At 69.3% G+C, this 14,946-nt stretch carries 14 protein-coding genes; 10 read left to right on the plus strand and 4 right to left on the minus strand.

Translation table 11 applies throughout. The features are described from left to right. From ACOQPP_RS12060 to ACOQPP_RS12105, 10 genes are all read left to right on the plus strand, one after another. On the plus strand, positions 1-939 hold the full coding sequence (locus ACOQPP_RS12060) for a Phenylacetic acid catabolic protein (protein ID WP_419164040.1): 939 nt from the start codon (positions 1-3) through the stop codon (positions 937-939). Further along, entirely contained in the window at positions 936-1,382 is a 447-nt protein-coding gene (locus ACOQPP_RS12065) for a metal-sulfur cluster assembly factor (RefSeq protein WP_419164041.1), read from the plus strand. Before ACOQPP_RS12060 ends, ACOQPP_RS12065 begins: the two co-directional genes overlap by 4 nt. Then, the gene (locus ACOQPP_RS12070) at positions 1,379-1,606 is read left to right on the plus strand and encodes a hypothetical protein (protein ID WP_419164042.1); all 228 of its coding nucleotides are present in this window, start codon (positions 1,379-1,381) and stop codon (positions 1,604-1,606) included. The genes ACOQPP_RS12065 and ACOQPP_RS12070 overlap by 4 nt, the downstream gene beginning before the upstream one ends. Next, the gene (locus ACOQPP_RS12075; protein WP_419164857.1) at positions 1,603-2,436 is read left to right on the plus strand and encodes a Phenylacetic acid catabolic protein; all 834 of its coding nucleotides are present in this window, start codon (positions 1,603-1,605) and stop codon (positions 2,434-2,436) included. The genes ACOQPP_RS12070 and ACOQPP_RS12075 overlap by 4 nt, the downstream gene beginning before the upstream one ends. Before the next feature lie 60 nt (positions 2,437-2,496). Further along, complete coding sequence (locus tag ACOQPP_RS12080; protein ID WP_419164044.1) at positions 2,497-2,649, plus strand: hypothetical protein; 153 nt, start codon at positions 2,497-2,499, stop codon at positions 2,647-2,649. Further along, complete coding sequence (locus ACOQPP_RS12085; protein WP_419164050.1) at positions 2,646-2,939, plus strand: DUF167 domain-containing protein; 294 nt, start codon at positions 2,646-2,648, stop codon at positions 2,937-2,939. Before ACOQPP_RS12080 ends, ACOQPP_RS12085 begins: the two co-directional genes overlap by 4 nt. A gap of 32 nt (positions 2,940-2,971) precedes the next feature. Then, complete coding sequence (locus ACOQPP_RS12090) at positions 2,972-3,694, plus strand: class I SAM-dependent methyltransferase (protein ID WP_420636593.1); 723 nt, start codon at positions 2,972-2,974, stop codon at positions 3,692-3,694. 156 nt (positions 3,695-3,850) lie between these two features. Next, complete coding sequence (locus ACOQPP_RS12095) at positions 3,851-4,057, plus strand: hypothetical protein (RefSeq protein ID WP_419164046.1); 207 nt, start codon at positions 3,851-3,853, stop codon at positions 4,055-4,057. Positions 4,058-4,186: 129 nt separating this feature from the next. Then, entirely contained in the window at positions 4,187-6,616 is a 2,430-nt protein-coding gene (locus tag ACOQPP_RS12100) for a glutamine--tRNA ligase/YqeY domain fusion protein (RefSeq protein WP_420636594.1), read from the plus strand. Next, on the plus strand, positions 6,613-8,760 hold the full coding sequence (locus tag ACOQPP_RS12105; protein WP_419164048.1) for a TonB-dependent receptor: 2,148 nt from the start codon (positions 6,613-6,615) through the stop codon (positions 8,758-8,760). Before ACOQPP_RS12100 ends, ACOQPP_RS12105 begins: the two co-directional genes overlap by 4 nt. A gap of 15 nt (positions 8,761-8,775) precedes the next feature. Here the strand turns inward: ACOQPP_RS12105 and ACOQPP_RS12110 are convergent, their stop codons facing one another. The 4 genes from ACOQPP_RS12110 to ACOQPP_RS12125 all read right to left on the minus strand — a co-directional run bounded on the left by ACOQPP_RS12110 (position 8,776) and on the right by ACOQPP_RS12125 (position 14,914). Further along, positions 8,776-10,506: a proline--tRNA ligase gene (locus ACOQPP_RS12110; RefSeq protein WP_419164051.1), complete on the minus strand. Its 1,731-nt coding sequence runs from the start codon at positions 10,504-10,506 to the stop codon at positions 8,776-8,778. A gap of 474 nt (positions 10,507-10,980) precedes the next feature. Then, a complete protein-coding gene (locus tag ACOQPP_RS12115) occupies positions 10,981-11,652 on the minus strand; it encodes a M50 family metallopeptidase (protein ID WP_420636595.1) in 672 nt (223 codons plus the stop codon). A 61-nt stretch (positions 11,653-11,713) separates the two neighbouring features. Next, positions 11,714-12,766 (minus strand): DUF402 domain-containing protein, encoded by a 1,053-nt coding sequence (locus ACOQPP_RS12120; RefSeq protein WP_420636596.1) that lies wholly within the window; start codon positions 12,764-12,766, stop codon positions 11,714-11,716. A gap of 6 nt (positions 12,767-12,772) precedes the next feature. Continuing rightward, a complete protein-coding gene (locus tag ACOQPP_RS12125) occupies positions 12,773-14,914 on the minus strand; it encodes a 3-hydroxyacyl-CoA dehydrogenase NAD-binding domain-containing protein (protein WP_420636597.1) in 2,142 nt (713 codons plus the stop codon). Between the last annotated feature and the right edge of the window lie 32 nt (positions 14,915-14,946).

Raw genomic sequence — 14,946 nt, forward strand, 5'->3', positions numbered from 1 at the left:
ATGGGACGCTTCACGGACGAAGAGCTGCAGCGGAAGGTCCAGGAAGGGTTCATCGTCGAGTCCGAAGAGGACATGACGGAGACCTACAAGCGGGCGCTCATCACACAGTTGACCGTGCAGGGCGACACGGAACTCATCAGCGCGCCGGCCTACTTCATGGCGGCCCGCGACGCGCCCTCAACGAACACGATGGTGTCGGCCACGGCGATCATCCAGGATGAACTTGGGCATGCGAACATCGCCTACCGCCTGCTCGAGGATCTCGGCGTCGACCGACACTGGCTGCTCTACGACCGGGATCCCGCGCAATTCAAGCACCCCTACGGCTTCGACCAGCCGCTCCTGAGCTGGGCGGAACTCGTATCGGCGAACGCCCTCTACGACCGGGCCGGGATCACGCTCCTCGGCGACGTGCACCGGAACACCAGCTACGGCCCACTCAAGCGCGGGCTCGTGAAGGTGGGGCTGGAGGAGAACTTCCATCTCCGCCATGGCGAAGTCTGGATCCGGCGTTTCGCCGAGGCCGGGGGCGCGGCCAGGGAGGCGGTCCAGCGGACGCTCGACTGGATGTTCCCGATGGGCGTCGAGTGGTTCGGCATGCCCGACGACAGGAAGCACCACAACGCGCAACTCGACTTCCGCCTCAAGGGGATGACGAACGACCAGTTGCGACAGACGTGGCTGATGGCGGTCGTGCCGCTGTGCGAGGAGTTGGGTTACGACGTGCCCGCGCGCTACGACCCGGACACGGATGAGGTCGAACTCACGTACGAGTTGCCCTGCCAGTACGACCCCGATGCGCGGCGCTGGCTCTTTGACGAGACGCTCACCTGGAAGCAGGTGTTCGAGCGCTGGAAGGCGCGCGGGCCGATGAACGAGCGGTATGTGGAGTCGCTGCGCCGCAGTCGCTTCGCGGTCGAGGGGCTGCTCGCCGCATGACCGAGGGCATCGCGCGACGGCGGGGGCTGCCACGGTACGAAGAGGGGATGAACTTCGCCGCCGTCCTGCGGGAGACGCGCGGCGGCCGCGAACTGCCGGCCCCTCCGGTCTTCGCCGAACCCGCTGCGGACCTGGCGGAGCGCGCGCGGAGGGCGCTGTATGAAGTGGCGGATCCGGAGTTCCCGATCTCGATCGTGGATCTGGGGCTCGTTCGGAAGGTCACCGGGGACGAGACGGCGGGTTCGGTCACCGTACATCTCACGTTCACGGCGACGGCCTGTCCGTGCATGGACTTCATCGCGTGGGACGTGCGGGAGCGCCTCCTGGAGGAGGAGGGGATCCGCGAGGTCGAACTCGCGACCGTGTGGGACCCTCCCTGGACGACGGCCGCGATCTCCGATCGGGGGCGGGCGTACCTGAAATCGTTCGGGGTCGCGACGTGAGCGGCGATGGCCGCATCTACGAGGTGTTCGCGCGCAAGAAGAGGGCGGACCGGTTCGAGCACATCGGCGCGGTGGCCGCGCCCAGCGAGCAGTTGGCCCGCGTGTACGCGTGGCAGACCTACGACGAGGCGAAGTGGTTCGAGATGACGGTCGCCCCGCGCGAGGCCTTCGCCGCGGTCAATCGCCGGCAGGCGCCGTTCACCCTCGGGGGGACATCGACGTGAGCGAGTCGACCAGGATCGGCTTCAAGTCGGCGGCCGACCTGCCTGAAGGGGCAGCCGTTCACCTCGGCAACCTCCTGCTCAGCCTCGCGGACAACAAACGGCTGCTCGGCATCCGCTACTCGGACTGGATTCTCGGGGCCCCATCGGTTGAAGCGGGCATCGCCTGCTCCGCGATGGCGCAGGACGAGTGGGGGCACGCGCGCATCCTTTACGCCATGCTGCGCGACTTCGGCCACGACCCGTCCGCGCTCGAGCACGAGCGGCCCTCCGGGGCGTACCGCAGTTCGGAGCTGCTGGACCGCGATGTCTCGTCGTGGACCGAGTTCCTCGCCCTCAACTTCCTCTGGGATACGGCGCTCTCGGTACAGTTCGAGATGCTCGTGGAGAGCCGCTTCGAACCGATCCACTACAAGGTGCGCAAGCTGCTGGAGGAAGAGCGCTTCCATTTCGACCACGGGCAGGGGTGGACATCGCGCCTCCTCACGGCGGAGGGCGGGCGCAAGGCGCTGGCCGAGGCCTTCGGAGCGGCCTGGAACGCCTGCCTCTGCTGGTTCGGGCCGGAGGGCGATCCGCTCGGCTCGACGCTCGCCGAGCACGGGATCGTGGGCCTGGACCCGGCCGGGACGCGGCGGCGCTGGCTCGAGCGGGTGGGGCCGCTCGCCTCGAAAGTCGGGCTGACGCGTGCGGCGGGCGAGACGTGGATCAGCACCCGCGAGCCGGCCTGGGACGGGCGCTGCCCGGAGCGCCGGCGCGCCCTGGAAGGCGGTCCGGACGAGGATTCCCTCGCGCGCGTCCGGGGCGACCGCAATCGCACGCTCCTGATGGACTGAACCGTGGACGACGAGGCGCGACGCGCAGCTCCGCGGAGACGGCCGGAGCTCGACGACCCGGTGGAGAGTTCCGCCCTCCCTTCGTCGATCCCGTGCCCGTTCTGCGGTTCGGATGATTCCAGCCCCTTCGCCACCTTCGGCGGCCAGGCCTCGACCGCCCAGTACTACTGCAACGCCTGCCGAACGGTGTTCGAGACCCTGAGGTGGCGCTGAACTGGTACTCCGAAGCCCCTGACGGAGGCCTCCTGAGGGTCCGCGTGCAACCCCGCGCGGGTCGCACGGAAGTCGCGGGTGCGCACGGCGACGCGCTGCGGGTCCGCGTCGCCGCCCCACCCGTGGATGGCGCCGCGAACCGGGCCCTGGTGAGGTTCCTCGCCCGGCGACTCCGCCTCCCTCGCTCGGCGGTCGAACTCCGCTCCGGCCACCGGGGGCGCGTGAAATCGGTCTGGGTCCTGGGTCTGGACGAACGCACCGCCGCGGGGCTGCTGGCGCCCGACCGTTGACACCCGCGGCCGTGCCATCGCGGAAACCCGGTGTGTATCGCGATCGGGTATCGGCGCTGGCCCCCTACGTGAGCGCGCTGCTCGCCCACGCCGCCGGGGACACCGCCGGGGGACTCCGGCTCCGCAGCAGCCTGGGCGAAGACGAGGCGTTTCCGGTCGAGTTCTTCTTCCGGAGCGAGAACCGGATGCTCGATTTCGAGCGTTACGCGCTCGACCTGTGCCGGGGGCGCGTGCTCGACCTCGGGGCCGGGGCGGGGCCGCACACCGTCGCGCTTCAGGCGAAGAAACGGTCGGTCGTCGCCCTCGAGGGCTCCCCGACGCTCGCCCGCCTGCTGAAGGCGCGCGGCGCCGCGTCCGTCGTGTGCGCCGATTTCCGCTACTGGTGGCAGGCGGGATTCGACACCGTGCTCATGCTCATGAACGGTCTCGGTCCGGTGGGGACCCTGGCGGGTCTCGACCGCTTCCTCCGGCACGCCCGGCGGTTTCCGGCTCCCGGCGGACAGCTCCTGATCGACGGCGCGGAGGCGATGCCCGGCGAAGGTCGGCGTTCGGGGCCATGGCCGCCGGCGGGAGGATACCCCGGCCAGGCGTGGATCGAACTGTCGCACGCCGGACGCGTCGGCCGACCCTTTCGCGAGCTGTACGTCGATCTGGAGACCCTCGCCCGTCATGCCGCCGCGGCCGGCTGGCGGTGCGAGGTCGCCTTCGAGGCGGAGGAAGCCGCGTATCTCGCGCGTCTGACGAAATCCGGCTGACGCACCGGGCGCGTCGCCTTGCGACGGGCAGCGGCTGCCAACCCTTTGGCCGCTCGCCGGGTCGAAGGGTCACGAGACGGGCAGAAACTTTTGCCGCCTCTCGCCGTATGAACAGGAACAGGATCGCAACCGCCGTACCGAGGAAGGATGAATCTCATGGACAGACTGGCGAAATGGGCGTCGGGCAGTTCTCTGGCCTGGTTGGTGGTCGCGGTGGGGCTGACGCTGGGCACGCACGGCGGGTCTCTGCATGGCACGTCGGCGACCGGGGCGGCGGCGCCACCTGCGGTCGGGGAGTGTCCGGAGACTCCGGTCGCGGCCAGCGATGGGACATTCGCGATCGACCGGGACACACGTTCCTGACGGCGCCCCCCCAACGGGGCGCTGCGTCAGAGGCCAGGCCGGGTCCGAAAGGGCCCGGCTTTTTTTGCGCATCCCTTCCCGTGGCACCGCGCCGGTTCCCGTTCGGCCGCCGTCGCGTAGTTTCCCCGCATGTCGGAACGAGAGCGGCTGGACTTCATTCGACAGATCGTTGCCCGCGATGTCCAAAGCGGCCGGCACGGAGGGCGCGTCCTCACGCGTTTCCCGCCCGAGCCGAACGGGTTCCTCCATGTGGGCCACGCGTCCGCCATCTGCCTCGATTTCGGGGTCGCAGCGGAGTACGGCGGCCGGGCGACCCTGCGCATGGACGACACGAACCCGACGACCGAGGACCCAGCCTACGTCGAGGCGATCGCGCGCGACATCCGCTGGCTGGGGTTCGAGTGGGAGGGCGAGATCCGCTACGCCTCGGATTACTTCGAGGCGCTCTACCGGATGGCGCTCCGGATGATCGAGGACGGCTTCGCCTACGTGGACAGCCTCTCGGAGGAGGAGATCCGCGCCCATCGGGGTTCGGTGCTCGAGCCGAGCCGGCCCAGTCCCTACCGGGACCGTTCGACGGAGGAAAACCTGGACCTGTTCCGGCGCATGCGGGCGGGCGAGTTCGCCGACGGCGAGCACGTCCTCCGCGCCCGGATCGACCTCGCCGCCTCGAACATGAAGCTGCGCGATCCGCTCATGTACCGGATCCGGCACGCGCACCACTACCGGACGGGCGATGCGTGGCCGATCTATCCCTTCTACGACTGGGCGCACGGCCAATCGGACGCGATCGAGGGGATCACGCACTCCTTCTGCACGCTCGAATTTCAGGACAATCGCGCCCTGTACGACTGGTTCATCGAGCATACGCGGCCCGCCGCCGCCGGGTTCGAGCGCATCCCGGGGACCGAGGGCGGCGGTGGGGAGGAACTGGGGTCGTGGGATCCGCGCCCCCGCCAGTACGAGTTCGCGCGCCGTAACCTCGACTACACCGTCGTCAGCAAGCGGAAGCTCCTCCTCCTCGTGGAGGAAGGACAGGTATCGGGCTGGGATGACCCGCGCATGCCCACGCTCGCCGGTTTCCGCCGGCGTGGAATCCCCCCGGACGCGGTTCGCGCCTTCTGCGGGCAGATCGGGATCGGAAAGGCCGAGAACCGGGTCGAGATCGCGACGCTTGAATGGGCGGTTCGCGATGCGCTCAACGCGCGCGCGCCGCGCGTGATGGCCGTGCTGCGTCCGCTCGAGGTCGTGATCGACAACTATCCGGACGTCGGGGTCGAATGGCTGGAGGCGCCGTATTTCCCGTCCGGGGTCGAGGCGCGCCCCGAGGGCTGGCCGGAGACCCGCGAGGTTCCGTTCACGAGAAGCCTCTACATCGAACGCGGCGACTTCGCCGAGGTACCGGAGCCCGGGTTCAGGCGGCTCGCCCCGGGACGGGAAGTCCGCCTGCGGCACGGCTACTTCATCACCTGCCGAAGCGTGGAAAAGGACGAGGCCGGTCGCGTGGTCCGGCTGCACTGCACCTACGACCCGGAGACGAGAAGCGGCAGGGCCCCTGACGGGCGCCGGCCGGCGGCGACGATCCACTGGGTTTCGGCGCCCCGTTCGTTGCCGATCGAGGTTCGCCTGTACGACCGGTTGTTCCGGACCCCGGACCCGACCGCTCGCGCGGACACGATGCGGGAGCAACTGAACCCGGGCTCGCTTCAGATACTATCGGAAGCACGGGCCGAGCCCAGCCTGGCGGCGGACCCGCGCGAGGCGACGTATCAGTTCGAGCGGCTCGGCTACTTCATCCGGGACCGCGCGACGCGGGCCGTGGCGACCGTCGTGGGCGCGGACGGCGCGCTTCGTCCCGGCGCGCCGCTCGTGTTCAACCGAACGGTCACGCTGCGCGATGCGTGGGCCAGGCGGGCGGTGGCGGACGCCGGCGGCGCGGACGCGTCCCCGACGACCGACGCCACGCCCGGGCCGGCGACGCCGGGCGTCGACACGGGCCGCGAAGCCCGTGACGCCGTTCGGGGGGCCGATCCTGCGCTTCAGGCCGCCTTCCACCGCTTTCGGGAGCAACTGGGGTTGCCCGACGACCTCGCCGATCTGATCAGCGGTTCCGGGGCATCCGTCCGCTATTACGATCGGGCCATCCGCGACGGGACCGACCCGGTCGCCGTAGCGAACTGGCTCGTGCACGAAGTCCGGGGGGCCGGCGGCGGCGATGCAGGCGCACTCGATCCGGAGGCGCTGGCTGCGCTCGTCGAGCTGGTGCAGAATGAGGAGATCTCCCGCTCCGTGGCGAAGTCCCTCCTCGCGCGACTCGTCGAGAGCGGGGGCGACCCGCGCGAGATCGTCGAGCGGGAAGGGCTCGGCCGCATCGGTGACGCGGGGCGGATTCGCCACATCGTCGATCGGGTCCTGGCGTCGCACCCGGCCGAGGTGGAGCGCTATGCGGCCGGCCAGATGGGACTGATCGGATTCTTCGTCGGCCAGGCGATGCGCGCGACGGACGGGCGCGCGGACCCGACAATGGTCAAGAAACTCCTCGAGGAGAGCCTGAAATGACGCTACGAGACCCGCGGTCCGGATGGCGGAAGGCACCCCGAGCGGCACTGTTCGTGCTCGGCTTGTCGACACCCCGGCTCGCCCTCCCGCTCGCGGCGCAGGAACCGGCGCCGGCCGACAGCGTGGTCTCGCTGGGCGAGTTGATCGTCTCGGCGCTCCGGTCGCCGACTTCAGTCGGTGAGGTGCCCGTCAACGTGACCGCGGTGACGCGCGAGGAACTTCGTCTCTCGGCGGCCCAGACGCTGCAGGACGTCCTCCAGGAAGTCCCCGGGCTGAACTTCCGATTCCCGTTCCAGGCCGGAGTCGCGCACCCCTCCTGGCAAGCCGTCACCCTGCGGGGGTTGGGAGGGACGGCAGCCAGCCGCACGCTCGTGCTCGTCGATGGCGTACCTCTGAACGACCCCTACTTCGGCTGGGTGCGCTGGAGCCAGGTCCCGGTGGAGGTGATCGAACGGATCGAGATCGTCCGCGGCGGAGCCACCGTCAGCTGGGGGAGCCAGAGCCTCGCGGGCGTCGTCCACGTAATCACCCGCTCGGGCGGCGGTGGCGGGTTCTCCGCCGGCGCGCAGGGAGGGAGCCAGTCCACCTTCCGAGGTGATGCGATGGCGTCCTTCGGGGATGACCGCATCGGCGGATACGTGGCCGGAGAGTTCTTCGACAGCGAAGGATACGTGCTGACGGAGCCCAGTCTGCGGGGCGCGGTGGATATCCCCTCCGCGTCGAACCACGCCGCGCTTCGCGCGAAGCTGGAACTCCAGGCAGGGGACCGGCTCCGCATCCACGCCCAGGGGAACTACTTCGATCAGGACAAGGACAACGCGACGCCGCTCCGGAACAACACCACGGAGGCCGGCTTCGGACAACTCGGAGCCACGTACGCGGGACGGGACGGATCCGCGCTCACCCTGAACGCATTCATCCAGTCACAGTCCTACGTGAACTCATTCTCGAGCGTCGACGGAACGAGGGGCAGTGAGCAGCCGTCGATCGGCCAGGACGTTCCGTCGTCCGGAGTCGGCGCCAACCTGGTCTGGGAAAAGCCGCTATCCGGGAGAGGTCACCTGAACCTCGGGGCCGATGTCCTGCGGGCCACGGGGGACGCGACGGAGCAGTACCTGTTCCGGGACGGCGCCTTCGCGAGACAGCGCGAGACCGGAGGCGATCAGAGCCTGTTCGGTTTCTTCGGCCAGGTTCGGGGCGAGCTGGGCGAGCGATGGCAGCTCTACGCCGGCATACGGCTCGATGTGTGGCGGAACTCCGCCGGGGGCCGGCACATCTTCGAGATTGCCGACGGGAACGTGCTGGCGGACAACACGTTCGAGGACCGCAGCGGCACGCGGTTGAGCGACAACATCGGCTTTCTGTTCGACGCCGCCGAGGGGATCGTGCTGCGGGGGAGCCTCTACAGCGGCCTCCGCGTCCCGACCCTGAACGAGTTGTACAAGCCGTTCAGAGCGGCCGGGAATGTCGTCAACGAATCCAATGAGGCGCTGAATCCGGAGCGGGTGCGCGGCGCCGAACTGGGTGTCGACCTTCAGCCGGCTCCGGCCGTGCTGATCCGGCTCACGGGCTTCTGGGCCCGCGTGAGCGACGCGATCACCGATGTGACCATCCAGGAGGCGGAGACCTCCGGAGTCATCCGGCCGTGCGGGTTCGTCGCCGCCGGAGGGGTATGCCGTCGCCGCGACAACGTGGGCACGCTGCGGAGCCTGGGACTGGAGACCGAAGTCGAGGTACGCCCGGCGCCGGCCTGGCTGCTGGCGGTGAACCACCAGTTCAATCCGACGGAGGTCACCGACGCGCCGGGGAGACCGGATCTGATCGGCAACGAAGTGCAGGGGAGCCCCACGCAGCGCGCCATGCTGCGGGTCGGACACATCGATCCGACGACGCTCGAAGTGGTCGCTACGGCCCGGTATCTGGGCGCCCGGTTCGATAACGACCTCAATACGGGCGAGATCGACGGCTCATTCCTGGTCGACATTCGCCTTCGTCGTCAGCTCACGAGCCGGCTGAGTGCGTTCGCGAGTGTCCAGAACATCTTCGACACGATCGCGGAGATGTCGCACGACGCGAACGACTTCGTCCGCGTGGGGGCCCCCCGCGCGTTCGTCGGCGGCATGCGGGTGCGGTTCGGCGGCTGAGCGTCCGGCCGCGCCTCAGCCGTCGAGCGCGAGGCGCGCGTCGAGCGCGGCGATCTCGCTTCGCAGTTCGGCTGCGAGGTCGTCGAGCGCGACGATGCGGCTCTCGCGGACGCCCCGGTGGCCGAGTTCGGCGCCGCCCGCCTTCAGAGAGCGTTCTCCGATCACGACGCGGAGCGGGAAGCCGCGGAGATCCGCGTCGTTGAACTTCACGCCCGCGCGGAGGTCGCGCCGGTCGTCGTAGAGCACTTCCACGCCGGCGCCGCAGAGTTCGTCGAAGACGCGGTCGGCGACCGACCACGTCTCCTCCTCGCGCGCCAGTGAGACCAGCGACACGTGATAGGGCGCGACGGAGATCGGCAGCCTGAGGCCGTACTTGTCCCGGTGCTCCTCGGCGACACAGGCGAGCAGGCGCCCGAGGCCGATCCCGTAGGACCCCATCCAGATGGGGCGCTCGACGCCTTCCTCGTCCGTGAACCTGGCCTCGAGTGCCTCCGAGTAACGGGTGCCGAGCTGGAAGATGTTCCCCACTTCCACGCCGCGCGCCATGCGCAGAGCGTTGCCGCAGCGCCCGCACGGCGCGCCCTCGAAGGCCGTGGCGACCGAGCCCACGTGTGCGGGCTCGTAGTCGCGGCCGCAGCAGACGTTGCGCAGGTGATGGTCGACCTCGTTCGCCCCGAGCACGAGGCCCGGGGCCTCGGTCACCCAGCGATCGACCACGAAGACGGCCGCGTCCGGCGCGATTCCGACAGGCGAAGCGAAGCCCGGCACCATGCCGGTCGCTGCGATCTCCTCCTCGTGGGCCGGGCGGAGTTCGAGCGCCCCGCTCAGGTTCTGGACCTGAATGGAGTTTGCCTCGAGGTCCCCGCGCACGATGGCCGCGATCAGCTTGTCCTCGCGGGCGCCGGCCTCTCCTCCGAAGCTGCCGACGTAGAACACCATCTTGGCGGTCTCTCGCGCGGAGATCCCGAGTAGCGCGGTGAGGTCGGCGATCGTGGCGGTCTCCGGCGTGTGTACGCGCTCCAGCCGCGACATCTTCCCGTCCGCGGGCTCGAGCGTGAACTCGGCTACTTCGCGGTTCGCCGCATATCCGCAGCCATCGCACAGCGCGAGGCTGTCCTCGCCGATGGGCGTGATGTACATGAATTCGTGCGCAATCTTGCCGCCCATCATCCCGGTATCGCTCTTCACGGCCGTCAGCGGCAGGCCGCAGCGGCGCCCGATGCGCTCGTAGGCCTCGTAGTGCCGGTCGTACTGTGCCTCGAGTCCCTCCCGATCCCGATCGAGCGAGTAGGAGTCCTTCATGGTGAACTCGCGTACACGGATCAGCCCGCCGCGCGAGCGGAGTTCGTCCCGGAACTTGGTCTGCATGTGATAGACCATGACGGGGAGCTGGCGGTAGGACTGGATCTCGGAAGCCGTGTGAAAGGCCACCACCTCCTCGTGCGTCATCGCCAGCAGCATGTCGCGCTCGCGCCGGTCCACGAAGCGAGCCATGGTCGCGTCGATGTCGTACCAGCGACCCGTCGCCTGCCACAGCTCCGCCGGATGCACGACCGGCATCGAGAGTTCCTGTCCGTCGATCCGATCCATCTCCTCGCGCAGGATCTGCTCGATCTTCCGGAGCGATCTCCAGGCGAGGGGAAGGTAGGAGAAGATGCCGGCCGCCAGCTGGCGCACGTAGCCGGCCCTCAGGAGGAGTCTGTGAGATTCGATCTCGGCTTCCCCCGGGGCCTGCCGGAGGGTCATGCCGAACAGATTCGAGACTCGCTGTCCAACGCGTTCGGTTCGATTCACGGGTCGGTCGTTCAGGGGTGACGCGGCGCCGCCGGATGGGCGGAGGGACACGCGACGCTAACGGAACCTCTGTCCGCAGGCCAGTTTCGCCATAAGATATCCGCCCCGTTCTCGTGCGAACGAAGCCGCGACCTCAGCCGCGAGGGGGCCGGCGACCCTCGTCCTCGTAACCCTGCCGGCGGCACCCTCGGCGGACCGGTCGCTCAGCGCGCAGGAACCGAAGGGTCCGCCCTCGGAACTGGCGGCGCTCCACGACATCGTCGCCTCGGTCTCGGCCGAGCGGGTGGTTCGGCGTGGCCAGTGTATCGGCGGACGGGTACGAGAGTCCCGTCGTCTTTCCGTGGCCGATCGGCGCCTATGAGCCGCTGCGGTGGCTGGGTCGCGACCCGGGGCCGGAGGAGCACTGAACCGCCCCGGCGCCGGGAACTACGCGCGGCGCCAGGCCCAACGGAAGAGGAAGAAGCAGAACAGGAGGGCGACCGCGATCCACACGCCGCCCCAGACCATCGTCGGCACGCCCGTGAGTTCGGCGAGCATGCGCGCGTCCGAGCGCAACTCCGGGCGGTCCAGGATGTCGCTCTTGATGTCGAGCACCGCGTACAGGCAACTGACGAGACCGAGCGCGGTCAATACCCACCGACTGACTCTCCAGCCGCCGCGCCAGGCGACGACGAGGAGCGCGGCGGCGAACGCCAGTCCGAACGCCGCCGCGAACGGTTCCCGCACGAAGATCAGCGTGACGCTCGCCACGATCGCCGCGAGCGCCGCGGCGAGCCAGGCGCTGAAGGCCGGAAAGCGCTCCGCGCCCCAGATCATGAGTCCGCCCCAGAGGAGGCTCCCCAGGTAGCCCGCGGACAGCGCCACGAACGCGTTGCCCCCGGGGCACCGGCACGATCCGCCCTCGAGCGGGGTGACCTCGATGGCGAGGATCTCGCCTCCGGTCGCCAGCGACGCCAGCCCGTGACTGATCTCGTGGAGCAGGACGACGAACAGCTTGACCGGGTACACGAACGGCGTGTTCCAGAGGAACCAGACCGCGGTGAAGAGCACGCCGGAGGCGGCCAGGAAGCGGAGTCGTCGTTTCGATCGGTCGTCCATGGATCTCCCGTACGGCCCGTGGCCGCCGCGTGTGTCGGTCGCCGCGGAGCCCGGCGGTTCGCTAGAGCAGGAAGACGAGCGCGAGCACCGTCATCCCCACCCCCGCCAGGGCGAAGACCGGCACCTCTCGGTCGAACCAGCAGCGGCTGACGGCAAAGATAAGCGAGAAGAGCCCCAGGGTCCCGTACACGGGAAGCAATACCTCCGACCATTCCGCCCGCGAATTGAGGCCGAGTACCGCGAGTCCCGAGGCCAGGGTGGCGACGAAGAGCGAGCGCTCGTCCAGCAGCGGCGGCTGCGGCCAGCGTGTGGCGGGCAGCCGGCCCGAGAGCGCGAACGGCGCCAGCAGGAGGGCCTCGCACAGAATCGCCACTTTCCAGATCTGCTGGGCCGGCCCCGCGACCAGGAACGCGTCGCTGAAGGCCGCGAAACCCATCGATGTCGCGGACGCGGCTCCCATGACATAGAGGCCGTAGGCGATGATGCGCCCCGAGATGCGCGCGGCGTGAAACGTCCCCGGGGCATCCCGCCGCAGTCGCAGCGCCGGGACCATTTCCACCGGCCGGCATCGGACGCCCGCGGGAAGCCAGCGGGAGCGTCGCGTCGCCGCGAGCAACCGCCCTCCGAGCGCGCGTACTTCTCCGGCCTCGCGCGCGGAGAGCTCCCCGCGCTCGACCGCCGCGCGCAGTTTCTCCTCATCGAGCAACACGCCCCGGCCGTTCGCGGGCACCCACACGTCGAGATAGAGATCCTCGATGATCCAGGGCCGCAGCTCCATGCGCGGGGGCCGTATGAGGTTGATGTAATGGCCCTGGAACGTCCCTCGCGCGTGGTGGAAGGCGCCGATCTCGAACGGCTTCCCGGGCCACAGATACCACATGAGCAGTGAACCCGGGCGGAGGGTCGTGGAATCGTCGATCCTCACGGGCGGGAACCCGGCGTCGAGAAGTTGAAGCGTGATTCTCAGCTCGGGGCCGTCTACCAGCAGTTCCTGACGGAACCGTTGTACGTCGGCGCCTCGATGGACCCGCACATCCACGAAGGGCGCCGTGTCGGGGATCCGCCGGGCAGCCCGCAGCGCCCGCCGGCGTGCGCCGAAGAGGTCGAAGCCCACTCGGGGCTAGGCGACGGTGAGCGAACCACCCGCGTCCGCCACCCTGTCCAGCGCCGGCGCCGGAGAGAACCGCTCGCCGCGGAGGTCGCTCAACTCCCGCAGGCGGTCGCGAACCGAGCGGACGCCCAGCGCTTCGGCCCAGGCCAGCGGACCGCCCCGGTACGGCGGGAAACCCGTACCCAGAACCATCGCGAGATCCACATCTCCCGCGCGGGCGACAACGCCCTCCGAGAGCGCGTACATGGCCTCGTTCACGAGGATCAGCAAACAGCGGTCGACGATCTCCGCCGTCTTCACGCCGCGGCGCCCGGAGGCGAAGGCGCGGGAAACCTCGCGGTCGACCCTTTCCTCCCGATCGGAGTACGTGTAGAAGCCGCGACCGTTCTTCTTCCCCAGCCGGCCAAGATGCGTGAGCATATCCAGCGCCGGCGACGGTCTCATGCGGTCTCCGAACGCGCGAGTCATCTCCTTCGCGACGTGTCCCGCGATATCGAACCCGATCTCGTCCAGCAGTCGGCATGGACCCATCGGCATCCCGAACTTCTTCAGCGCCCGGTCGATTCCGGCCACGTCGGCTCCGTCGGCGAGGAGGTGCCCGGCCTCGTTCAGGTAGGCCGCCAGCAGTCGGTTGACGAGAAAGCCGGGTCGGTCGGCCACGAGCACTGCGGTCTTGCCGAGTCTCTCCGCCAGTCCGAACGCGGTGGCGAGCGCCGCCTCCGAGGAGGACTCGGTGCGGATGATCTCCACGAGCGGCATGCGGTGGACCGGATTGAAGAAGTGCAGGCCCACGACGTTCTCCGGCCGGGCGGCTGCACGAGCCAGCTCGGTCACCGACAAGGAGGAGGTGTTCGTTGCGAAGACGGCTCGCGGCGGGAGCACCTTCTCTGTTTCCCGCAGGACCTGCTGCTTCACGGGCAGTCGTTCGACGACCGCCTCGACGACCACATCGACCTCGTCGAACTTCTCGTACGTGAGCGTCCCGTGGACGAGGGCGAACTTCAGACCGACTTCCGCGGGAGCGATGATGCCGCGCTTCCCCGCCTTCCGCAGCAGTTCGCTCGCGTGCCGAAGGCCCACGTCGAGCGCTTCCTGGTCGATATCCTTGAGGATGACGGAGATGTCGTTCGCGGCCACGAGTTCCGCGATCCCTCCGCCCATGACGCCCGCGCCGAGTACGGCGACCCTTTCGATCGCCCCCGCCTGCGCGGCGATCTCGGGGGCCAGGGCCTTCCGAGCCGCCCGACCCAGTCTGAAGAGCCGCACGAGATTCCGGCCCACGTGGGTCGTCGCCACCTGTCCGAGAGCCTTCGCCTCGATCGCGAGCGCCTCGTCGATCCGCAGGTCCATCGTCTCCCGGATCACATCGATCGCCGCCAGCGGGGCCGGATATCGCCCCCCCGTGGCGCCCAGAACCCGCTTTCGGGCGCCACGGAACAGGAAGCGCCGCCCCAGCCCGGTGCCTTCCAGCAGCCGATCCCGCATGGACAGACCGGGTCGCAGCCGCTCGACCTGGCCGAGCACCGCGTCCAGCGCCACCGTGGCGATGGCGGCACGGAATCCCTCCCGCGGGACGACCTGATCCACGAGGCCGTACCGGTGCGCGGTCGTGGCGGACAGGCTCCTCCCGGTGAGGATCATGGAGAGGGCGCGTTGAATACCGATGAGCCGCGGAAGCCGGACCGACCCTCCGAAACCGGGAATCAACCCGAGTCGAACTTCCGGCAGTCCGATCCGGGTGTTCGGCGAGTCCGAGGCGACGCGCCAATCGCAGGCCAGCGCGAGTTCCGTGCCTCCCCCGAGACACACGCCGTCGATCGCCGCGATCTTCGGCACCCCGAGCCGTTCCAGCCGCCGGAATATCCGCTGACCCTCGGCGCTCTTCGCGCGGCCGTCCTCCGCATCCTCGATCTCCGCGATCTCTTCCACGTTGGCGCCGGCGATGAAGGTGCCGGGTTTTCCGCTCCACAGGACCACGGCAATCGGATAGCCGGTCGCGATGCGCGACTCGAGTTCCGCCAGACGTCGGTTGAGGGAGCGCATGAGGCCGGAGCCGAGCAGATTCACCCGCGAGCCGGGTGTGTCGAAGATCAGCCAGGCGATCTTGTTCGAGTCGATCTCAAGCCTGAGCGGGACAGGCGTCTCGACCATGCGTAACCCGGCGATCTAGCGGGCGGGGCTGC

Source organism: Candidatus Palauibacter sp., from assembly GCF_965222475.1.
Lineage (GTDB): Bacteria > Gemmatimonadota > Gemmatimonadetes > Palauibacterales > Palauibacteraceae > Palauibacter.